Genomic DNA, 22,550 nt, shown 5'->3' with positions numbered 1-22,550 from the left:
TTCTAAAAATTGGCCGCCACGGCATAACGTCCGCTACTGGCATAGTCGTTGGCGTAGTAATAATCCCTGAAGGTCATGGGCGGTAAGCCGAACAGGTCCTTGAAGCGTTTATAGAAGTGCGGATAACTGACAAACCCGGTGGCCAGTGCCACATCCGTCAACGAGCGGTCACTTTGCACAATCAATTGCCGAGCCCGAGTCAAACGCAGCTCCAGGTAGTAGCGATTCGGTGCCGCATTCAGGTAACGGGCAAACCTTCTTTCCAGTTGCCGGCGTGACACGCCGACCTGGCTGGCGATTACATCGATTTCCAGCGGTTCCTCAATGTTCTTTTCCATCAAGTCGAGCGCGATATTCAAAGGCTTTGGAATCGAAGAGCAGCGAAGGCTGTCGGCGTTTGCCGCAAACTTCGGGTGAGCTTGTCCAGGTTGGTGAACCCGTTTTATTTCATCGACCAGTGCCGCATCGTTGCGCGCGCCCAGTTCCTGCATGATCGCCAGGGTCATATCCAGCGCCGAATGAGCGTTGGCGCAAGTGGCTCGGCGCTGTGTGCAAACAAACTCGCGAGTCGAAACGTTCAACTGCGGGAAATATTCATGAATCAGGCCGCAACTGTCGCTGTGACAAGCAAAGTCCCCAGTCTCTAGCAAACCGGCATCAGCCAGATAAAACGCGGCATTCCAGCAACCGGCGACGATCCCTTTGCTCGCGGACTTCTTCAGCACTCGGCGCAGCACTGGCTGCGTGGCAAGCCTCACACGCTGGCCTCCGACGACAATCACTGCATCATGACTGAAGCCTTCTGCGACCAGCCTTTGCGAGGCCAGCGACACGCCGATATCACTTTCAACCAGCCCGCCCTGAACGGAGTAAGTGGATACCTCGTAAATCGTCTCGCCGTTGATCAGGTTTCCAGTGGCCAGGGCATCCATCGACGTTGAAAGCGTCGTCAACGAAAAATGATCGAGCAGGATAAACGCCACCCGCACCACACGTTCATGGCCCGACATCACGGTGGATTGGCGAAATCCGGTGTTCTGTTGTTTCAACGGACTCTGGAACGTTTCCATCTTGCGTCACCCGCTCACCTTCACTTGAAACGACAACCCGTTGGTTTGGCGACTGGCACGGCCCGCCGCCAACCCGTAGTTGCACCGATTACTTCGCTGCCGCTCGGGCGTCACTCAACCAGCCGTCATAGGCTTGCTGATTGGCCTTGATCCATTCCGCGGCATGCCGCTTGATGTCGGCCAGCGACTTTTCACCGTTCTGCATGCGCAGGTTTTGCGCACTTTCAGCGGCTGTAGGGATGCTGACTTCAGAGAGGAATTTGCGCGCCACCGGGTTCTTCTCGGCGAACTCTTTGTTCATGACGGCATTGACCGTGTCCACCGGGAAACCGAGGTTCTTGCCATCATGGAAAGTGTCCTTGCTTTCCTTGCCATCCGGCAGCGAGGTGAACGGCACCGGCAACCAGACCACATCACGCCCTTCCACCAATACGCTGGCGATCCACTGCGGAACCCAAGTGAAGAACAGCACGGGCTTGCCTTGCTGAAAGCGCGCAATGGTGTCCGCCATCAACGCGAAGTACGAGCCGCGGTTGTCGACCACGGTGGGCCCCAGACCGTAGGCTTTCATGTGGTGCTCAACCATGATTTCGCAGCCCCACCCCGGGTTGCAGCCTGTCAGGTCAGCCTTGCCGTCACCGTTGCTGTCGAAGAGTTTGGCGATTTCGGGTTTCTTCAGGTCTGACAGATCCTTGATCTGATAAGCCTCGGCGGTCTTCTTGTCGATCATGTAGCCCTGCAGCACGCCCTTCATGATTTGCCCGACCTTGACCATCACATCATCGCCGCCGGCCTTCTCATAAAACGCTTGGTGCAGGTGTTCCCATTCATGCACGGTGAAATCCGCATCGCCGTAAGACAGCGCGAGAAACATCGCCGGGTAGTCGACTTCTTTCGGCTGTTTGACGTCATAGCCCAGTTCCTTGAGGCCAGCGATCACTACTTCACCGCGAAAGCGCTCTTCGGCGATAGTCGGGAAGATCGGCGTAATCGAAACACCGGCACCGGGTTTGTTGGCATCGGCCGCGTAAACCGCCGAGCACAGCAAGGTGCCAAACACCGAAGCCACCAGGCTCGCAACCACGCTTTTCTTGAGATTTGTCAGTTTCATGTTTCACCACGCTTGGAATTTTTAATGGGGTGAGCAGGCCAACTCAATTCGTCACTGGACGTGCAACGTTCTTCTTTTTCTTCAGCTTCATGACCAGCCCCACCGGGCCGCTTTCATACCAGCGCTGACCGCTGGCCAGATCGCTGCTGCGCTCACCCATTGCCTGGGTCAGTCGGTCAAGGAATACCGCGAGCAGCACCAGCCCGGCACCGCCGACGCTGGCCAGGCCCATGTCGAGGCGACCGATGCCGCTCAACACCATCAAGCCCAGACCGCCCACCGAAATCATCGAGGCGACCACCACCATCGACAGCGACAACATCAGCGTCTGATTGAGGCCGGCCATCATCGTCGGCGCCGCCAACTGCAACTGCACCTTCATCAGCATTTGCGTGGCCGTACAGCCGAACGCTCGCGCCGCTTCGACCTTGTCGGCCGGAACCTGACGAATGCCGAGGTTGGTCAGCCGCACCAGCGGTGCAACGGAAAAGATGATGGTGACAATCACACCCGGCACGTTGCCGATGCCGAAGAGCATGACCACCGGCACCAGATAGACGAATGCGGGGAGCGTTTGCATGGCGTCGAGCACTGGGCGAATGATCATTTCCGTGCGATCACTGCGTGCGCACAGGATGCCGAGCGGGATGCCGATAACCGCGCAAAACAGCAGTGATGTCAGCACCAGGGCCAGCGTGACCATTGCATCGTTCCACACACCGATCAGTCCGAGCCCGGTGAGGGTTGCGACGCTGAAGATGGCGATGCGCTTGCCGCCAATCTGCCAACTGATCAGTCCGGCGATGATGATGAATACCGTGGGCGGAACCGACAGTAATCCCCACTGGACACCGTCGAGCACTTGATCGACTGGCCAGCGGATCGAGCGAAACACTTCCCTGAAGTTATGCACCAAGTATTTAAGGGCGGTTTCCACCCAGGATCCCAAAGGAATATTGAGACTTTGAAAGGGATCTAAAAAGTTGAAGTCTGACATGATGCTACCTCGCACTCAGAAACGGCGTATCAATTCTGGTTATTCGCAGTTCAGCTGTTACACAGGCAGCTCAAAAGATGGCCTTGCGAAATAGAGCCTTTATAAAGCCCAACTTCATCCACAACCGGCATGGGCGTTGCCGAGGCAGCAACAAGATGAAAGATGTCGCGCAGAGACGCTTCCGCTTTAATCGGTGTTTGCCCGCCAGGGATATAAGCGACATTGCAATCCTGTTGCGCTATATCGCCCGCTTTCAGAATGCGACTGGTGTCGAAGCCATTAAAGAAATCACGCACATATTTATTCACCGGCTTGCACAGAAGTTCACGCGGCGTACCGATTTGCACCACGCGCCCGCCTTCCATGATCGCAATGCGGTGACCGATGCGAACCGCTTCTTCGATATCGTGGGAGATGAAAATGATCGTGCGGTCCTGCTCGGCCTGAAGCTTGATCAGCTCCCCCTGCATCTCGCTGCGAATCATCGGATCAAGTGCCGAGAAGGCTTCGTCCATCAGCAGAATGGCGGGATCGTTGGCCAGCGCGCGGGCCAGACCGACGCGTTGCTGCATGCCGCCGGAGAGTTGGTGGGGAAAGCTCAGCTCCTGCCCCGAAAGCCCGACCTGCTCCAGTGCGCCCATCGCGCGGCAATAGCGTTCTTTTTCGCTGACACCGCTGATTTCCAGGCCGAAGCTGACGTTGTCGATGACACTCATATGCGGCATCAAAGCAAACGACTGGAAAACCATGCCCATGTCCTTGCGGCGAACTTGCAACAAGTCCTTGTCGCCCAGGCCGGTGATTTCCTTGCCATTGAGAAAGATCTGCCCGGACGTCGGTTCGATCAGCCGGTTGAACAATCGGACCATGGTCGATTTGCCCGAGCCGGACAAACCCATGATGACGAAAATCTCGCCACGGCGAACAGAGAAGTTGGCATCAAAAACACCAATCGCCTGACCGGTCTTTTTAAACACTTCAGCTTTTGACGCGCCTTCTTTAACCATTTTCATGGCAAGTGCTGGCTGCGTACCGAAGACTTTGAAAACATTCTTTACGCAGATGATCTCGTCGGAACTTGTCATACCTTGCCTCCTTCGCATCGTGCATCTTTCGCATTAAGCGACAGGCAAACGAGCAAAAATAATTGTAAGCGGCAGCGGTAATGAATAGATGTCTTCACGACGGGCTTCCTTTTATTATTTTTGAGGTCCCAGGAAAAAGGGATGTTTCAAATCTATTAGCATCACCCCGGTTAATCCAACTACATTTACAGGGACAATTTGATAACGTCAGGTTATCGGAGATGGCGACGGTGGCGAGTAACAGCCGCTTTCGTGCCCTGAGCGACCGGGTCTATCCCCGCAGCGACGCCGGCATAGCCCACGGCGGACGGTTCCGTTACCCTCCTCGCGCTTCGTTGGGGAGCTGTATCGTTAGGAGAGTGTACGAATGAGCAAGCATGTCGACCCTGACACCATCCTGCTGAAAATGCCGTCCTTGAGGGCTGTGAAGGCATTTGTGGCCGCGGCCAAATACGAAAGCTTCACCCGTGCGGCGGAGGCACTGTGCGTTTCCCAAGCCGCGATCAGCCGGCAGATCCGTGAGCTGGAAAGCTACCTGGGCGCGCAACTGTTTACCCGGGTCGGCCGTGCGGTGGAACTGACGGCCGCCGGCGCGGTGTTCTTCGATGCCGCGCAACTTTCGTTCGTCAACATCGCCCAGGCTGCCGAACGCATCCGCAGCAGCCAGTCGACCAAGAAGGTTCTGACCGTCTGTTGCTCGCCGGCCTTTTCCGCGCTGTGGCTGTCGAATCATCTGCAGGAGTTCTTCGCCCAGTGCCCGGACATCGAGCTCAACTTGATCACCACGCAGAACTTTCTGACCATGGAACCCGGTGTCCAGCCGGACATCTTCATCACCAAGATTTCGCGCATCCGTGACGGTTATAGAAGCTACCCGTTGTGCCACGACGTGATTTACCCGGTGTGCACCCCGCAGTATCTGGAGAAGCACCCGGAAATTTCGACGATCGAAGGCGTGCGTGATTCGGCATTGCTCAACCTCAGTCCCTACGGCCGCTCGCAAGTTGCCGAGCATGTCGACTGGGGCGTGTGGCTGGCGTTTCAGGCCATCGATATCGATGATCGTCCGCCGAACAGCCCGCAGATCTTCAACGCCAACGACTACAACCTGCTTATCAGCATGGTCTTGACCCATCAGGGCATTGCGCTGGGCTGGAATCACCTGGTCACGGGGTTGGTGCAGCAAGGCTTGCTGGTGCGCCCGATCGAGCAACAGGTGCAGTTGCGCAACAGCTGGCACTACCTGAGCTGTCGCGAAAGCTCCGAAAACGAAGACGAGCTGCGGCGTTTTCGCGAATGGATTCTGGCGAAGTTTCCCCGCCGTTAATTCAGTCCGCACAGGCGTCGGCTGATTTGGTTATCAATAGCCCGACGAAAATGTTGCTAGAGCAGCACCCTCCCCCTGGCTCATTGTTGAGCCGCGCCGACCATGATCGGCTCGGCTCAACTCACAGGAAGGGATTGTTGAATGTCACTCTTCGAATTCTGTCGCGACTTTGATTTCCTCGGTGCCCCGTTCAAGACTCGTGCAATTGTGCAGAACAGTTTGCTGGACATCGTCGGCGTCATGGCCGGCGCGGCCAGCAATGACACCAGCAGCGCCATGCGGCGTTTTGCCGAACTGCATTACCCGGCGGGCGCTTATAGCAGTCGTCTGATCTTTGCCGGACAGCGCGTCAACGTACTCGGCGCAGCCTGGGCCGGAGGTTTCAGTGCTGACAGCCTCGACGCCCACGAAGGCCACTTCAAATCCAAGGGCCACGCCGGTGCCACTGTTGTTCCTGCGGTGCTTGCCCTCGCCGATGCGCTGCATCATCGAGGTCAGTCGATCAGCGGCCATGAACTGCTCACCGCTCTGTGCATCGGTTATGAAACGGCGCTGCGGGCCGGTTCCGCATTGATGGCGACCTCGCCGACTTATCACGCATCCGGCGGTTTTTCCGCGCTCGGTGTTGTCTGCGCTGGCGCGCGCTTGCTGGGCTTGGATGAACCGACGTTTCGCCACGCTTTGGGCATCGCCGAGTACTTCAGCGCACGCTGCCCGATGATGCGCCTGATACACGCGCCGACGATGCTGCGCGATGCCCACGGCGCAGGTGCATTTGCGGGTTTGAACGCCCTGCTCATGGCCCGGGAAGGCATCACCGGTGCACCGGCAGAAACGGTTGAAGACGTCACCGTCGCTGAATACTGGACCGATATCGGTACACGCTGGGAGATCGACAGCCAGTACTTCAAACCCTGGCCAGTCTGCCGCTGGGCGCAACCGGCGCTGACCGCCATGCTCGAACTGCAGCGGGAAAATCCACAGCTCGATGCCGACTCGATAGAAACCGTTCGCGTGGAAACGTTCTACGAGTCGATGTGTTTGCAGGGCCATACACCAAGTGATGCCGACCAGGCGCAGTACGCCCTCGCCTTCCCGCTGGCCGCACTGATTGTCCGGGGCAAGGTCGGTCCGGAAGAAGTCACCGGGGCGGCGATTTTTGCCGAAGATATTCTGGCACTGAGCCGCCGTATCGAAGTCGTCGAAGCCGCTGATATCTCCGCTCGCTTCCCCGACGAAATCCTCTCGCGACTGACCATCACCCTGAAAAACGGTGCCGTGCTGGTGAGTGCGGTCACCGCCGCGCGTGGCGATCCCGAAACGGCCCTCAGCGCTGAAGAGCTGGGGCGGAAATTTGATCTGTTCGCCAGCGGCCTGGGTGTGGAGCGCAGCGCTGCGGTGAAAGCGGCGATCCAACACATTGCGCAGTCGCCCTGTGCCATTACTGCCCTGGAAGCGATTTTTCACGCCGTTCCGCCACTCCGGTGAGGCCCTCATCGATAACGCCAACGCATGAATTGCCCACAGCAAATGTCGTTTGTGGCGTCTGTCCTAGGCCATATAGGCTGAGAACCATGTCGCCTATGGGAGGATAAAAATGAACAATAAAGAAAGCGTTTTTGACCTGATCGCACAACGCAAACCCTGGCACTCGCTGCCCGGCGCTCTTTACAGCAGTGAAAGCGTTTACCGCCAGGATCTTGAGCAGATCTGGCACAAGGACTGGATTTTCGCCGGCCACACCTTTGAAATCACCAAACCGGGGCAGTATTTCACCCTGCAGATCGGGGACTATCCCGTTGCAGTGGTACGCGGCAAAGACGGCGAGGTCCGGGCGTTCCATAACGCCTGCCGTCACCGTGGCGCGAAAATCTGCGAAGCCGATCACGGCAAAGTGGCGAAGATGGTTTGCCCGTATCACAAGTGGACGTACGAGCTGGATGGCAACCTGTTGTTCGCCGGCAACATGGGCCAGGATTTCGACAAATCCCAATACAGTCTGAAAAGCGTTCACTGCGAGATCGTTGATACCTACATTTACGTCTGCGTGGCCGCCAAGGCTCCGGACTTCGAAGGATTCCGCAAAGCCGTAAGCCCTTTCATCGCGCCGCATTACCTTGAAAACTGCAAAGTGGCGTTCGAGTCGAACATCGTCGAGAAAGGCAACTGGAAACTGGTCTTCGAAAACAATCGCGAGTGCTACCACTGTGACGGCTCACACCCGGAGCTGCTGCACTCGTTCGTCGATAACCTGTCGGTGGGTGGCGTCAGTGGCGAAGATGATCCCGAACTCTCGGCTTACTGGTCCAAGTGCGAGAGCGCCGGGTTGCCAAGCCGTTTGGTGATGGATATCAACGGCCAGTTCCGCATGACCCGTATTCCGCTGTCATCCGGTGCCGTCAGCTACACCATGGATGGCAAGCCGGCCGTTGCCGGGCGCCTGGACAAGACTTCTGAAGCGGACATCGGCGCGCTGCTGTACTTCCACTACCCCTCCACCTGGAATCACTTCCTCGGTGACCACGCGTTGAGCTTTCGCGTGCTGCCGATCAGCGCTACGGAAACATTGGTCACCACCAAGTGGCTGGTTCCAAGCACGGCGGTGGAAGGCGTTGACTACGATATCGATCGCCTGACCAAAGTCTGGATTGCCACCAACGATCAGGACCGCACGCTGGTCGAGGGCACCCAGCGGGGCGTGACATCGCCGTCGTACGAACCGGGTCCTTATTCGGAAACCGCCGAGACCGGCGTTTGTCAGTTCGATGACTGGTACTGCGCGACCATGATGGATCGGCTCAAAGGCCCCATCCCTTTGAAGTCTGTTGGCTGATCCGTTCTCCTCACCAGTTCCACTCCTCCTCCCTTCCAGCATCCCGACGGATGCTGGAAGGGACTCTTTTGCTTCGAAAAGCTGTTATTCCGGCTTGTAGCCAAAAAAACCGGGAGACACCGATAAGGATGTCCGCCTCAATGAACACCCCGACATCATCCGTGGCGACTTATGCAAACTACGGCGAACGCGTGTCGACCCGCATCATATTCTTGATCACCGGCATCGTGATGTCGGCCTGGGCGCCACTCGTGCCGTTAGTCAAAGCGCGCACGGGGCTGGACGACGGTGGACTGGGCCTGTTGTTGCTGGGATTTGGTATCGGCTCGATCGTCGCCATGCCATTTGCCGGTTACCTGACCGCACGTTTTGGCTGCCGGCCAGTGATCATCTGCTCAACGCTCGCGTTGTGTTCGGTGCTGCCGATGCTCAGCCATCTGACCTGGCTGCCGGGGCTGGCCCTTGCCGTACTGGGGTTCGGCGCGAGCATGGGCATGCTCGATTGCGCAATCAATATCCAGTCGATCATTGTTGAAAAGAACAGCGGCGAAACCCTGCAATCAGGTTTCCACGGGCTCTACAGTGTCGGTGGCATCGCCGGTGCCGGGGCCATGACGGCGATGCTCAGCCTGGGACTGAATCCACTGCTGTCCGTGCTGTGCCTGGTGGCAATCATCCTTGCCGCGCTGTACAAGGCTGCGCCAGGTTTGCTGCCCTATGGTACCGAGAGAGATGGCCCGTTGTTGGCAATTCCACGAGGGATCGTGCTCCTGTTGGGCTGCCTGTGCTTCATTGTGTTCCTGACTGAGGGCGCCATGCTCGACTGGAGCGCGGTTTTCCTTGCCTCGCAACGCGAAATGGAACCCAGCTATGCAGGCTTGGGTTATGCGAGTTTTGCAGCGGCGATGACGCTCGGGCGCCTGACCGGAGACGCCATCGTCAGCCGACTGGGTGGCGTTCGCGTGGTGGCGCTGGGCGGGATCTGCGCGGCGGCAGGTATGCTGGTTTCGCTGGTGTTCGAGAGCTGGCAGGCGTCATTGCTGGGCTATGCCTTGGTCGGTATCGGATGCTCGAACATTGTCCCGGTGCTGTTTACCGCGGCGGGCCGGCAACAGCGCATGCCCCAGCGCACCGCCATCCCGGCGATCATCTCCATGGGCTATGCCGGCATTCTCATGGGGCCGGCATTTATCGGCATGGTTGCGCACCTCAGTTCGCTGGTTATCGCACTGGGTGGGCTGGTATTGCTGCTGTTGTTTGTCAGTTACGCCGCGAGATTTTTGAAAGCCTGATGCGCTGGTCACAAGCCTTTGGAACATTGATCTGCTTGAAGGAAATCTTTTAGCGAAGCCTGATAAAGGGTCAGTGGTCGCTTGTCGGGCTGCGACAGTGCAAATGGAATCACCACGAGATGTGAAACCGTTGTGGCGTTTACTGAATAGGTTTTTTGCCTGCAAACGCCGTTTTCTTTATTCAGAATGAACTCAAACTTGAACAGGTCGGGCCTTGTACACCAACTCGGAATCAAACCAAAACTCAACCCCGTCAAATACTCTTGCGTGCAAGCGCCACCCAATGAAAATTCCGAGATTTTTATTTCCAGTGCAGGGCGGCTCGAGGCTGTGGGGCTGGAGCTGAGATCCTGTGCATTTGGAATCATGTTCTTTGTCAGCGCATAGGCGTCTTTGCCAAGGCGACTGTTTTTCCAGGGAGAGTCTATTTCGTAACTGAAGCTGGAGATGATTTCCTGTGTTCCATTTCCGGCTCGCTCGTTGATTGTCGGCACGGTCGCATAGGAGGTACATCCTGAACACAGCATCGCAACACTGACAACAACACATCCATGAGCTATTAAGCGGCGCATTCTAAATTTCAGTCCCCACTATTGATCAGCCATTGCACTGGCGTTTTTCTGGCCTGCTTCGGCCAGCTTCTTTTGCACATAAAAGAGCATCAACACTGAATTTCTCTGAGCCTGTCGAGACTCAACTGCGGGAGACTTGTGACAGCCGCAATTTAGCATCAGGCAAGGGGTGACCGCTAAGGTCTCTTTCAGTGAGGGGGTTCGCCCACGCTGACCTTGATCGGAGTTGCCTGGGAAACCTTGTGCTGCCGGGTCGCCTGCCAACACAGTAGCGAGCCCACCGTCACCAGAACAGCGCCCTGCCAGAATTGCATCTGCAAACTGACGCCCAGCCACAGTGCGGCGAACGCCGATGACAGCACGGGCGCAGAGTAGGACGCGGTCGCCAGCAAGGTCAGGTTCCCCCGCAGAATGCCTATGTTCCACAGCGCGTAACCGCCGGCCATGGCGATTCCGGCAGCCAGCAACTCCAGGGAATTTTCCCAAGTGAATGGCGGAATCAGTTCCTGGCTCACGTACCACTTCCCCCACAGTACGAAGGACGTCAGCACAAAAAACAGCACCACCAGATTCTGCCCGCCGGCATAGCGACGCGTGACATTGCAATACAGCGCAAAGGTGATCGCACAGGTCAATGCAAGGCTGTAGCTCAACGGGTTGGACTGAACATTGCGCACAATCCCCGGCAGCGACAACCCCTCGCCACTGACCACCCACAAGATGCCGAAAATCGCCAGCGCGGAGCCTGGAATGATGAACCAGCGGGTTTTCTGCCCGTTCATGACGATCGCCAGCACCACGGTCAGGCACGGCCACAGATAATTGACCACGCCCAGTTCGATGGCTTGATGGCGATCACTGGCGAAACCCAGCGCCAACGACAGGCACACCTCATAAGCGACGAACAATGCGCTGCCGAGCAGCAGATAGAGTCTGGATGTCGAACGAATCCGCGGGCGGCCGAGAAATACCAGCAATAGCATGGCGCCCAGCGAATAAATCATCGCAGCGCCACCCAGCGGGCCGAAGTGCTCGCTGACGCCCCTGATCAATCCGGCGGCGGTACTCCACAAAACAATCGCCACCAAACCACACGCTGTGGCGGCCCGCTCACCTTTGATCAGCATCATGACTCCTGGCACAAAATGGCAACTCGACCGCACAAGCTAACCAGCGAAAGAGGATCAATAAAGGAACATTTTTGCCCTGCAAACGATGAGCTGTCGTTATGACTCAGCCTTGATTGACCTGCGTCCAACTGTCGCAGCAAACAGCCATTGGAAAATTCCGTACAAGCCTTAGAATCCCGCGCGCTCTCGCAGTCGCCGGATCTGGTGACCGCAGCGTACCCAACCGCCCTGCCCGTTCGGCGGGCACCCGCACCACACACCCCGGCTTGGCAATCGCATGCGCAGAGGCGCACGTTGCGCTGTTCGATCTCTTGAGGTTTTTATGTCTCCGCGTTTGCTGGCCATGGCGCTGGCGCCCCTGCTCGGGCTGTTCATTGTTGCGCTGGGCAACGGCTTTCTGTCTTCGCTGACCACCCTTCGACTGGACGCTGCCGGTGCTTCAGCGACGATGATCGGCGTCGTTTCATCGGCCTACTTCATCGGGCTGACCCTGGGTGCCGTATTCAATGACCGCTTGATTTTGCGCATCGGCCATATCCGCGCCTACGGCAGCTTTGCTTCGCTGATCGCCGTGACCATCCTGCTGCAGGGATTGTTCTATGACACTTGGGGCTGGTTCGCGCTGCGCCTGATCAATGGCTGGGCCACGGTCGGCGTGTTTCTGGTGATCGAAAGCTGGCTGCTGTTGGCGGGCGACGCGAAGATTCGCGGGCGCTTGCTCGCGTTGTACATGATCGTCTTGTACGGCGCCGGTGTACTGGGCCAGGCAGCGCTGGGGAAAATCACCGGGTTGAGCGAGAGCGCACCGTTCATGGTTGCCGGCATGCTCGCGTCGTTGTCGGTGCTGCCGATCGTGATCCTGCCGCGCGTGTCGCCGCTGCTCGATCAGGTGGAACCGCTCAAGCCTCGACAACTGTTGGGCGTGACGCCGACCGGGCTGGTCGGCTGTTTCGGCTCGGGTGTCACCATCGCGGCGATCTACACCTTGCTGCCGCTATACCTGCAACGCGCCGGGCTGAATGTCAGTGAAGTCGGCAGCATGATGGCCTGGACCATCCTCGGCGCGATGCTTCTGCAATACCCGGTCGGGCGTTGGTCCGACCGTAAGGATCGCCTGCAGGTGCTGACGATTCTGACGGTGGCGTGCACCGTGTTATCGCTGGTGATCGTGCTGTTGCCGTTGTCCGCGACAATGCTCGCGGTGATGCTGTTTCTGCTCGGTGGCGGCGTGTTTGCACTGTACCCGGTTGCCGTCAGCCATGCCGCCGACCGTGCGCCTGCCGAAGCATTGGTGCCGATGATTCAGGGCTTGCTGTTGATCAACTCGCTGGGTTCGGCGATCAGTCCGATGATGATTTCGCCGGTGATGAATTCCTTCGGCGCCAATGGTCTGTTCTGGGTCTTCGCACTGGTCAATCTGTGCATGGTCACTTTCTTTCTGTGGCGACGTGGCAAACGCCCGGTCCCGGCCAATCCCGCGCCGTTCGCAGCGGCGGCAACGTTCTCGCCGACGGGCGCTGAGCTGCGGGTGACCGAAGACTTGCGACAGGCTGTGCAGGAGCATCCGCCCATGGTCGATGCCTTGAGTGGTGAGCCAGCGCCGCAGCAATAAACGCGCTTCCGCGTGGTGCAGAACGCCTCCATTTGGAGCGCCAACTCGCCACACAACGCTGCAAAAGCCGGAGTTTTGATAGCCAGACTGAGTGGCACCCTACTTGCTAGCAATAATTTTATAACTGCTAGCAATCAGGAGGATCAACTATGGCTACTCGGCTTCAAAACCTGCAGCGTCTGCTGTTTCCCGTGGCTGCGGCAGTCACGCTCAACCTGGCCATGTCCGGTGGCGCGCAAGCGGCCGAGCCGCCGATCAAGATCGGTCTGGTCGCCGCGCTTTCGGGGCAGTCGGCCAAGTCCGGTGAAGCCCTGACTCGCGGTTTGACCATGGCCATCAATGAGGTCAATGCCAGTGGCGGCGTGCTCGGGCGCCCGCTGGAACTGGTCCGTCGCGACGATGAAAGCAACCCGTCCAAGGGCATCCTCGCCGCTCGTGAACTGGTCCAGCGCGAAAAAGTCGCGGTGCTGTTTGGTGGCCTCGATACGCCGGTTTCCCTGGCCATCGTGCCATTGGTCAACCAGATGAAAGTGCCGTTCATGGGCATCTGGGCGGCGGGCACGAAAATCACCGAGAACGGCGCCGCCGACAACTACGTATTCCGGGTTTCCGCCGTCGATGAGCTGGTCGATGAAGCCCTGGTGAAATACGGCGTCGACCACGGCATGAAGAAGCCGGGGATGATCCTCATCAACAACCCGTGGGGCGAGTCCAACGAGGCTGGCCTCAAGCGCGCCCTGGAAAAACGTGGCATGGCCAGCGCCGGTGTCGAGCGTATTCAGGACAGCGATCTGGACGTCGTGCCACAACTGACCCGCTTGAAAAACGCCGGTGCAGACACCCTCCTCCTCGTCGGTAACGTCAGCCCTTCCGCGCAAGTCGTGAAGTCTTTGGATCGCATGGGTTGGGACGTGCCGGTCGTCTCGCACTGGGGGCCGGCCGGTGGTCGTTTTGGTGAGTTGGCCGGGCCGAATGCATCGCGCGTGCATTTCATCCAGACCTACGTGTTCACCGAGCACAACAGCGCCAAGGGCGACGCCTTGTTGGCCGCGTTGAAAACGGCTTACCCGCAGATCAAGACGCTGGCCGACGTGACGCCAGCGGTCGGCATTGCCAATGCGTACGACGGTCTGCACCTCGCCGCTCTGGCGATGGCAAAAGCCGGCAGTACCGACGGCAAGGCGATCCGCGACGGCTTTTACGCCATCAGCGACTACGCCGGCTTGATCAAGCACTACCAGCAACCCTTTACCCCAGCAAAGCATGACGCGTTAGGCCCGGACGATTACCTGTTCACGCACTTCGTCAACGACCAGATCGTGCCGCTCAAGCCTGAGGAGTAAGCCATGTACACCGCCGCCATCATCTCCGGGCTTGGCCTCGGCAGCATGTACGCGTTGCTGGCGTTGGGGTTTCACCTGACCTACGTCGTCTCGCGCACCGTCAATTTTGCCCAAGGCAGCGCCATGATGGTCGGCGCGGTGCTGGGCTACACCTTTTGCATTAACTGGGGCTGGTCGCTGTGGCTCGCCCTGCCGCTGACATTGTTGCTCTGTGCGCTCTATGGCCTGGCAATTGAACGCTGGCTGGTACGGCCCTTCCACAGTCGTGGCTCACAGGCCTGGCTGATGGCGACGGTGGCCGGAGGAATTCTGGTGGACAACCTCGCGCTGTTCACCTTCGGCAAGGAGCCGCGCCAGTTTGAAAGCAGTCTGGCCAACCTGAATGTCGAGCTGTTTGGCAGCAACGTCGGCGCCCTGCAAATGCTGATTCCACTGGCAGGCGCGGCGATTGCCCTGGCGCTGTATCTGGTGCGGCGTTACACCCGGCTGGGCAAAGTGCTGGAAGCCTGCGTGCAGAATCCCCGCGCAGCAATGCTGATGGGGATCAACGTCAATCGGGTGGTCGCCATTGCCTTTGCGGTTTCCACGGTATTTGCAGCCGTGGCCGGTTTGTTGATTGCGCCGCTGTTCAGCGTCAACGCGGAAATGGGCATGTTGTTCGGCCTCAAAGCCTTTGCCGTGGCCATTCTCGGCGGCATCACCAGTGCCGGCGGTGTCTTCACGGCTGGCCTGTTATTTGGTCTGACGGAAGCGCTGATCACGATGTATTTCGGCTCGGCCTTCACGCAGATCTTTACCTTTGCGTTGGTCATCGTCGCGCTGGCGATTCGTCCCAACGGTCTGTTCGGCAGCCAGGCATTGGTGAAAGTATGAAAAGCATGCCTACTCTGCTCATCGCCCTACTCGCTGTCGCGTGTGGCGTCATGGCGTTCACACTCGACAGCTACTCATTGCTGGTTTTTACCCTGTGCGCGCTGGCGACAGTGGTCGGCGTGAGCCTCAATATTCTGATCGGCCTCAGCGGGCAGATTTCCTTTGGCCATATCGCCTTCTATGCGATCGGTGCCTATGTCTCGGCACTGCTGACCTTGGCGGGTTGGCCGTTATGGCTGGCCCTGCCGATCGCTGGTGTGGCGGCCGGGGTGATTGGCGCGCTGTTGGCAATTCCTGCCCTTCGCGTTAGCGGTCCGTATCTGGCGATGATCACCATTGCGTTTGCCTTTGTGGTGCATCACAGCCTGATCGAATGGCGTGACGTCACCGGTGGCTCCAACGGTTTGATGGGCATCCCGATGCCGGAATTTGCCGGCCTCGACCCGTCAATCTTCCTTGCTTTGTTGGCGGCGGCGCTGATGATTGGCGCCCTGCTCTTTTTTCAGCGCCTGAGCCACAGTCGCTGGGGCAAAGCCATGCTCGCGGTGAAAGCCTCGGAAATTGCCGCGCGCTCGCTGGGCTTCAATCCGGTGATCAGCAAGACCTTGGCGTTTGCCTTGTCGGCGGCTTTGACCGGACTGGCGGGCGGCTTGCTCGCGCCGCTGCTGATGTTCATCAACCCTGAATCCTTTCCGTTTTCGCAGTCGATTCTGTTTGTGCTGGCGGTGATTGTTGGCGGCAGCGGCCGGTTGTTCGGGCCGCTGATTGGCGCGCTGTTGATTGTGCTGGTGCCGGAGTTGCTGTCGGATTTTGCCGAGTATCGCTTGCTGATCTTTTCCACTTTGCTGCTGTTGGTGCTGTGGATCGCACCCAACGGTCTGCTGGGCGCCCTCGCCCGACGCTGGAGCAAACCGGTTCGCTTGCTGCCACCCACGCAGTTAAATCAGCAGCGCATTGCCGCGCATCTACGCAGCCGTGGCCCGAATTGCGGATTGCGCGTCAGCGATATCGGCATTCGCTTCGGTGGCGTGCAGGCGGCGCAACACGTCAGCCTGCATGCACCGGCTGGCAGCATCACCAGCATCATCGGCCCTAACGGCGCCGGTAAAACCACTGTGCTCAATATGATCAGCGGTTTTTATGTGCCGGACATTGGCCAGATCGAACTGCAACAACCGCTGGCGGGGCTGCCTGCCTGGAAGAGCGCCCGGGCCGGGATTGCTCGCACCTATCAGACGACTTTGCTGTTCGGCGAAATGTCGGTCATGGACAACCTTCTGGTGGCGATGCAGCAGGGACGCATGGGCTGGCCGTTCAGCCTGTCCACCACCGAGCAACGCAGCTTGGCCCTGGATTTACTGGCCTTGGTCGGCTATCGCGGCGAAGTGAATATTGCTGCCGAGGATCTGCCTCATGTCGATCGTCGCCTGGTGGAAATCGCCCGCGCACTGGCCACGGCGCCTGCGGTGTTGTTGCTGGATGAACCCGCAGCGGGCCTGAGTCGTCGTGACACCGATGATCTCGCCTTATTGCTGCGCAAACTGGCGGAATTTGGCCTGACAGTGATTCTGGTCGAGCACGATATGGCGTTGGTGATGTCGGTGTCTGAGCAGCTGTTGGTGCTCGACGCCGGCAAGCCGATTGCGTCGGGGCCGCCGGCTGAAATCCGGCAAAATCCGCAGGTCATCGCGGCGTATCTGGGCGGTACCGAGTATCAAGCCACACCGCGCGCGCAAGCCTGGAACGGCAGCCGCGATGCGCGATTGTACGTGCAGGATCTGGTGATCGATTACGGCGCCTCAGCCGTGGTCGACAAGGTCAACCTGCTGGTCAATCCCGGTGAACTGGTGGCAATTCTCGGCGCTAACGGCGCGGGCAAATCGAGCATCCTGCAGTGTCTGGCCGGTCTGCATCGCGCCACCAGCGGCAGCATTGTGCTGGACAACGAAAATATCGAACTGGCCAGCGCCAGCACGATCGCCGCCAAAGGTCTGGCCCTGGTGCCGGAAGGCCGTCAGGTCTTCCCTCACCTGAGTGTGCGCGACAACCTGTTGCTCGGTGGCTATTCGCGCCGCGAGTCCTTCGATGCCGAGGCTGAAATCGAAGCCATCCTCAAACGCTTTCCGCGCCTGCGCGACCGCATCGACAACCCGGCAGGCCTGCTTTCCGGGGGCGAACAACAAATGGTCGCCGTGGGTCGTGGCCTGATGGCCAAGCCCAGCATTCTTCTGCTCGATGAGCCGTCACTGGGTTTGTCGCCCGCGATGATCGGCGAGTTGTACGACGCACTGGCCGCCCTGCGCGACGAGGGCGTGACCATCCTGCTGGTGGATCAAATGGCCAACCTCGCGCTGCAAGTGGCAGATCGCGCTTATGTCCTGGAAACCGGGACCATTGTCAAAGCCGCCGGCTCCACCGAACTGCGCGCCGATAAAGCGTTGGCAGCCGCTTATCTGGGTGAAGGGGCCAGCGCATGAGCGCTCTGAAAATCATCAATGCGCGACTGGGTAGCGATCATCGCGTGACTGAGCTTTTCGTCGAGAACGGCTACTTTGTCGACCGCTTCAGCGCGACCGTCAGCCCTTGGCAAACCCTTGACCTGCAAGGCCGGTTGGTCCTGCCGGGGCTGATCGAAAGCCATATTCATCTGGACAAGGCCTGCATCATGCAGCGCTGTCATCTGCAGGAAGGCACGCTGGCCGAAGCCGTCGCGCAAACCCGCGCGGCGAAAGCCGAGTTCACCGAAGACGATGTCTATCAGCGCGGTGCGCAGGTGCTGGACAAGGCGATCGTGCAAGGCACGACGCACATGCGCACCCATGTCGAACTGGACCCGCAGATTGGCCTGACCGGATTCAACGCGATTCGCCGTTTGCAGGCGGATTACGCCTGGGCCATCAGCCTGGAAATCTGTGTATTTCCGCAAGAGGGCCTGCTGAACAATCCGGGAACTGAAGCCCTGCTCTGCCAGGCTCTGGAAAGCGGCGCCACCGTACTTGGCGGCTGCCCCTACATGGACAGCGACCCGCATGGGCAGATCCAGCGTCTGTTCGAACTGGCAGTGCGCTACGACTGCGACCTGGACCTGCACCTGGATTTCGACCTGAACAGCGAGGGCATGACGGTCATGGAAGTGGCACGCTGCACGCAGCTGCACGGCTGGGGTGGTCGCGTCACCATCGGTCACGCGACCAAGCTGTCGACGCTGCCCCGTGAGCCACTGACGGTGCTGGCTCTGCATCTGGCTAAAGCTGGCGTGCAGGTGACTTGCCTGCCAAGCACCGATCTGTTTTTGCTGGGCCGCGAGGCGTTTCACAACAAACCCCGAGGGCTGGCGCCGCTGGCGCATCTTCACGCGTGCGGTGTGAGGTGCTCGGTTTCCACCAACAACATCGGCAACCCGTTCACCCCGTATGGCGATGCGTCGTTGATCCGTCAGGCCAACCTGTTCGCCAACGTCAGCCAGATGGGTACGGTGGCGGAATTGCTGCAATGCCTGGCGTGGGTATCCAGCGAGTCGGCCGCGCTGCTCAGATTGAAGGATTACGGTGTGCGCCCAGGTTGCCGCGCCGATTTCATTGTGTTCGACGCGCCTTCGCCAGCGGCGGTGATCGCCGAAATCAGCGCACCGCTGATGGGCTTCAAGGGCGGACGCCAGACGTTCAGCCGGCCGGCGGCAACGTTGATGAAAGCGACTTAATCAATCAACGCCTGCTTGAGGTTGAACTCGGCAGGCACACTTTCATCCAGCGCCAACTGCGCTTCCAGTTCATCCAGATGCTCGATCATGACCGCCACGGCTTTTTCGTTATCGCCATTTTCCAGCGCGGTGATGATTTCCTGGTGCTCATCGGAAGCGCAGGATGGCACGTCATTGCGCTGATACAGCGCGACGATCAATGAACTGCGCACCATCAGGTTGGCGAGGATGTCGCTGAGCACGGCATTGCCACTGATCTCGCCAAGCAGCAGGTGAAACTCGCTGAGCTCGCGGACGATGGCGCGGCGATCAGTGTCGTTGGTGGCTTTGCGTTCGTTGTTCATGTGGGTGGCGATGCGCTGCCGTTGCTTGCGCATGGTTGCCGGTGTGATCGCCTCGACAATCGCCCGCTCGATGGCGCGACGCGCACTGAAAATATCTCGTGCTTCACGTGCCGTTGGCTGGGCGACCATGGCGCCGCGATTGGCTTCGATGGTCACCACTTTTTGCATCGCCAGACGCTGCAACGCTACCTGCACGTGATTGCGGTTGGCTTGCAGGGTTTCGACAATTTGCGCTTCGATCAGTCGAGTGCCCGGCGGCAGTCGATGCTGGGCGATCGCGCTGAACAGCGCATCGACGATACGTTGCACCTCAAGCTGTTTGGCGGTGACAGTGCTCAAGCCCATCCTTACCTCTGTTGTCCAGAAAGCCGGCCAATCCACACATCTGCGGTTGGCGGGCAATGGCCGGCATTATCCGCCAGCCGCCGGAGCCCGGCAAATGCCCATAGCAAAGGTCAGTCCACCTGGCCGAGTCCCGTGCCCTCGCCCCGTGGATCATGCATGGCGCTGCGCCGACCTTCGGCATCAATAGCGATAATGCCGGCGTGGCCGGTCATGGGGCTGCGCACCGGAATGATCTCCACCGCATGCCCGAGCAGGCCGAGGCCTTCAATGGTGCTGGCGCGCATATCGCCTTCCAGTTTGAGATTGTCCGTGCTGTCGAAAAAGCTGCGACCCAGCAGAAAACGCGGGGTCAGCAGCGCCTGGTCAACAGGCTGCTGAAAGTCGATCAGTTGCGTCGCCAGGACCATTTGCGTCTGCGGCTGGCCATCGCCGCCCTGGGTGCCGAAGAACCAGCGGCGGCCATCGTCACCCAGATAGCAGGAAGGATTGAGCGTGTGCGCCGGACGCTTGCCGGGCGCCCAGCCGTTGACGTGTTCGGGGTTGGCGTTGAAACCCGCCGCGCGGTTCTGCCACAACACACCGGTGTCGCCGAGCATGCAGCCCGAACCGAAGTCATGGAACAGGCTCTGGATCAGGCAGGCCGTCCGCCCTTCGGCATCGGTCGCGGCCATCCACACGGTATCGGCAGGTCGCCCCGGCTCGTTCCACGGCGCGGCACGCCGGTCATCGATGGCAGCGGCATACGCCTGAATCTGCGCGTCCTCCAGGCTGGCGGCGAAATCCCACGGTTGGCTCAGCGGATCGCACAGCTGCGCATTGCGCCGCAGCAAGCCTTGTTTGATGGCTTCGACCAGATAGTGATAGTAAAGCGCGCTGCCGTTGCCAACGTCTGCCAGCGGCTTGTGTTGCAGCGCGGCCATGGCCTGCAACGTGTACAAACCTTGGGATGGCGGCGCGACATTGTAGAGGCGGCCAGCGCGATAGCGTACCGAGACCGGTGCGACTTCCGGCGCTCGGGTCGCCGCCAGATCGGCCGCCGTCAAGCCGCAGCCCAAGCGATCAAAGGCTGCCCCGAAAGCTTCGGCCAGTTCGCCGTGATAGAAATCCTCGACGCCATGTCTGGCCAGATGCCGCAGGGTGTTGGCCAGTTCGGGTTGGCGCAGGGTATCGCCCTCGCGCAGCCACTGCCCATCGCGCTTGCACAGCCGATGCAGGTCCGGCAGTTGCTCGATCAGCGGGCGCCGCAGGGTTTGCCAGAACAGTTGCGATCGCGAAACCTCGATACCGGCATCGGCCACGCTCGCGGCGTCTGTCAACAGATCAGACCAACCGAGTCGTGAGCCCCACTGGTGACGACTGATGTCGGCGGCGGTCTGCCAACTCGCCAGCGCGCCTGCTGTGCTGGCCACCGATGCCGGACCGCGCACGGTGATGATTCCGCCCTCCGGCAAACGTTGCCCGGCCTGGCCAATCCCCACGATGGTGCGCACTTGTTTGTCGTGGATCATCCATAGGGCATCGCCGCCCAGCCCGGTCATGTGCGGGAACACTGCGGCGAGCATGGCACTGGCCGCGAGCATGGCATCAATGGCCGTGCCGCCCGCTTCAAGAATCCGCAGGCCGGCGGCGCTGGCTTCGGCATGAGGCGTACAGATCACCGCACGACTGGAGGTTGCGATCATGGTTGCAGGCTCTCTCTTTGCTAGCTATCGGAATAGTTTTTGTTAGCAAAGCAAGATGTATGCCCTCAGGAACAGTCATTCCTCTTCTTGGCTGATGTCCAGAAGCGGAATCGGCTCGATCGCCCAAGCGCGAATCTGACCACGTTCAGGGCTGGGCACTGCGCAGGCCTTGCGCCCGGTGAAGGTTCGCGCAAGACGCTCTTCATCGATGCGCCAGCCGCGCTGTTCCAGTGCCTGCACGTCTTTGCGGAATGCAATCTGCAGTGCGTCGGATTTCAACGACACCTCCTGCTGAAAGGAGTCCGGCACGCGCTCGGGCCGCACGTTTTTAAGCACGACGTGGTCTTGTTCGAAGATGCGGATATTGCTGGCAATGAACCGACGATCCAGCAGTCGCGAGCGCAGGAACGTTCTGCCCATCATCCACCAGGTGCGCGTGCGATTGGCGTCAATCGGCACGTGGGCCGAGACGATGTAGATCCGCCAGCCGTTGGGTAACTCAAGTTCAAGCGTTGTGCACGGCCCGGACAAATGGAAACCCGGAACGGTGACCACACTGACAAACTCGGTGGAGGATTTGCGCCGCAGCAGCCCTTTGCGTGCTGGCCTGCGCATGAGCATCTGGGCGGTACCGCTCCATGCATCGCTGTCGACCTCGAATGATTCAATCTCGGGATGATCCGGATCGCCGAAGGTTGAGCCATGGACAAACGGTGCGTGCGCGAAGTCCAGACCGTTTTCGATAATCCGGTCCCAACTGGCCTGCCAGTCAAAGTGGCCCGAGACCACGCGGATGGCGGGATCGTCGATCCAGTCGAGCGTCGGCAACGGTGGACGCTCAGACTCCGGCAGATCACCTAAAAACGCCCAGATCCAACCGTAGCGCTCCAGCGTCGGGTACGCATCGACGCGGGCCTTGGCGGGAATCCGCAGGTCGGGCTGCGCCGGTATCTGCGTGCAGACACCATCACCGCCAAACCGCCAGCCGTGATAGGGACACTGCACGCTGTTGGCCACTTTGCTGCCGGCGGACAGCGAGCCGCCGCGATGCACGCAGATATCCGAGAGCAGGTGAGCGACACCCGCGTCATCGCGGAACGCCACGAACGGTTGTCCGAGCAATCGAACCGGCATCAGTCCATCAGTCAACTGTGACGATGGGAGAACGACATACCAGAGGTTTGTAAGCATGGGGGGCGTGGGATCCGTCAGTACAATTAGCTCAGATCAGAGA

Annotated in this window: 18 protein-coding genes; 9 read left to right on the top strand and 9 right to left on the bottom strand. The window is 59.3% G+C overall.

Annotated elements, in window-relative coordinates; genetic code table 11:
- Positions 1-2: 2 nt before the first annotated feature.
- From ACIPIZ_RS00930 to ACIPIZ_RS00915, 4 genes are all read right to left on the bottom strand, one after another.
- Entirely contained in the window at positions 3-1,070 is a 1,068-nt protein-coding gene (locus tag ACIPIZ_RS00930) for a GlxA family transcriptional regulator (protein ID WP_401163366.1), read from the bottom strand.
- Between the two features lie 88 nt (positions 1,071-1,158).
- Positions 1,159-2,181 carry a glycine betaine/L-proline ABC transporter substrate-binding protein ProX gene (proX, locus tag ACIPIZ_RS00925; protein ID WP_163030252.1) on the bottom strand — a complete coding sequence of 341 codons (1,023 nt, stop codon included), beginning with the start codon at positions 2,179-2,181 and terminating at the stop codon, positions 1,159-1,161.
- A gap of 43 nt (positions 2,182-2,224) precedes the next feature.
- On the bottom strand, positions 2,225-3,178 hold the full coding sequence (gene proW, locus ACIPIZ_RS00920; protein WP_401163364.1) for a glycine betaine/L-proline ABC transporter permease ProW: 954 nt from the start codon (positions 3,176-3,178) through the stop codon (positions 2,225-2,227).
- Positions 3,179-3,228: 50 nt separating this feature from the next.
- Positions 3,229-4,263: a glycine betaine/L-proline ABC transporter ATP-binding protein gene (locus tag ACIPIZ_RS00915; RefSeq protein WP_401163361.1), complete on the bottom strand. Its 1,035-nt coding sequence runs from the start codon at positions 4,261-4,263 to the stop codon at positions 3,229-3,231.
- A 367-nt stretch (positions 4,264-4,630) separates the two neighbouring features.
- Between ACIPIZ_RS00915 and ACIPIZ_RS00910 the strand changes: the two genes are divergently transcribed.
- From ACIPIZ_RS00910 to ACIPIZ_RS00895, 4 genes are all read left to right on the top strand, one after another.
- Positions 4,631-5,590, top strand: coding sequence for a LysR family transcriptional regulator (locus tag ACIPIZ_RS00910; protein ID WP_007913217.1), 960 nt, complete (start codon positions 4,631-4,633; stop codon positions 5,588-5,590).
- 141 nt (positions 5,591-5,731) lie between these two features.
- Positions 5,732-7,078, top strand: coding sequence for an MmgE/PrpD family protein (locus ACIPIZ_RS00905; RefSeq protein WP_401163359.1), 1,347 nt, complete (start codon positions 5,732-5,734; stop codon positions 7,076-7,078).
- A 109-nt stretch (positions 7,079-7,187) separates the two neighbouring features.
- Positions 7,188-8,423: an aromatic ring-hydroxylating dioxygenase subunit alpha gene (locus ACIPIZ_RS00900; RefSeq protein ID WP_122661934.1), complete on the top strand. Its 1,236-nt coding sequence runs from the start codon at positions 7,188-7,190 to the stop codon at positions 8,421-8,423.
- 140 nt (positions 8,424-8,563) lie between these two features.
- Positions 8,564-9,715, top strand: a complete 1,152-nt coding sequence (locus tag ACIPIZ_RS00895; protein ID WP_401163358.1) for an MFS transporter — start codon at positions 8,564-8,566, stop codon at positions 9,713-9,715.
- Positions 9,716-9,723: 8 nt separating this feature from the next.
- On the opposite strand, the gene ACIPIZ_RS00890 is transcribed toward ACIPIZ_RS00895, so the two are convergent.
- Both ACIPIZ_RS00890 and yddG read right to left on the bottom strand, forming a co-directional pair.
- A complete protein-coding gene (locus tag ACIPIZ_RS00890; protein ID WP_401163356.1) occupies positions 9,724-10,287 on the bottom strand; it encodes a hypothetical protein in 564 nt (187 codons plus the stop codon).
- 188 nt (positions 10,288-10,475) lie between these two features.
- Complete coding sequence (yddG, locus tag ACIPIZ_RS00885) at positions 10,476-11,414, bottom strand: aromatic amino acid DMT transporter YddG (RefSeq protein WP_401163354.1); 939 nt, start codon at positions 11,412-11,414, stop codon at positions 10,476-10,478.
- Positions 11,415-11,694: 280 nt separating this feature from the next.
- Between yddG and ACIPIZ_RS00880 the strand changes: the two genes are divergently transcribed.
- From ACIPIZ_RS00880 to ACIPIZ_RS00860, 5 genes are all read left to right on the top strand, one after another.
- A complete protein-coding gene (locus ACIPIZ_RS00880) occupies positions 11,695-13,029 on the top strand; it encodes an MFS transporter (protein WP_401163352.1) in 1,335 nt (444 codons plus the stop codon).
- Positions 13,030-13,178: 149 nt separating this feature from the next.
- Positions 13,179-14,372 (top strand): ABC transporter substrate-binding protein, encoded by a 1,194-nt coding sequence (locus ACIPIZ_RS00875; RefSeq protein ID WP_105706445.1) that lies wholly within the window; start codon positions 13,179-13,181, stop codon positions 14,370-14,372.
- A 3-nt stretch (positions 14,373-14,375) separates the two neighbouring features.
- Positions 14,376-15,245, top strand: a complete 870-nt coding sequence (locus tag ACIPIZ_RS00870; protein ID WP_105706443.1) for a branched-chain amino acid ABC transporter permease — start codon at positions 14,376-14,378, stop codon at positions 15,243-15,245.
- A gap of 5 nt (positions 15,246-15,250) precedes the next feature.
- Positions 15,251-17,722: an ATP-binding cassette domain-containing protein gene (locus ACIPIZ_RS00865; RefSeq protein ID WP_401163349.1), complete on the top strand. Its 2,472-nt coding sequence runs from the start codon at positions 15,251-15,253 to the stop codon at positions 17,720-17,722.
- Positions 17,719-18,945, top strand: coding sequence for an amidohydrolase family protein (locus ACIPIZ_RS00860; protein WP_401163346.1), 1,227 nt, complete (start codon positions 17,719-17,721; stop codon positions 18,943-18,945). Before ACIPIZ_RS00865 ends, ACIPIZ_RS00860 begins: the two co-directional genes overlap by 4 nt.
- On the opposite strand, the gene ACIPIZ_RS00855 is transcribed toward ACIPIZ_RS00860, so the two are convergent.
- From ACIPIZ_RS00855 to ACIPIZ_RS00845, 3 genes are all read right to left on the bottom strand, one after another.
- Positions 18,942-19,634 carry a GntR family transcriptional regulator gene (locus ACIPIZ_RS00855; RefSeq protein WP_064390016.1) on the bottom strand — a complete coding sequence of 231 codons (693 nt, stop codon included), beginning with the start codon at positions 19,632-19,634 and terminating at the stop codon, positions 18,942-18,944. The genes ACIPIZ_RS00860 and ACIPIZ_RS00855 overlap by 4 nt on opposite strands.
- A gap of 110 nt (positions 19,635-19,744) precedes the next feature.
- Positions 19,745-21,316: a gamma-glutamyltransferase family protein gene (locus ACIPIZ_RS00850; RefSeq protein ID WP_401163343.1), complete on the bottom strand. Its 1,572-nt coding sequence runs from the start codon at positions 21,314-21,316 to the stop codon at positions 19,745-19,747.
- A gap of 75 nt (positions 21,317-21,391) precedes the next feature.
- Complete coding sequence (locus ACIPIZ_RS00845) at positions 21,392-22,507, bottom strand: aromatic ring-hydroxylating dioxygenase subunit alpha (protein WP_150648039.1); 1,116 nt, start codon at positions 22,505-22,507, stop codon at positions 21,392-21,394.
- Positions 22,508-22,550: the final 43 nt, after the last annotated feature.

The organism is Pseudomonas sp. NPDC087690, from assembly GCF_044743175.1.
In the GTDB taxonomy this organism is placed as follows: domain Bacteria; phylum Pseudomonadota; class Gammaproteobacteria; order Pseudomonadales; family Pseudomonadaceae; genus Aquipseudomonas.
The sequence above is the reverse complement of the archived record's forward strand: the minus strand, read 5'-3'. Positions and strand labels throughout refer to the sequence as shown.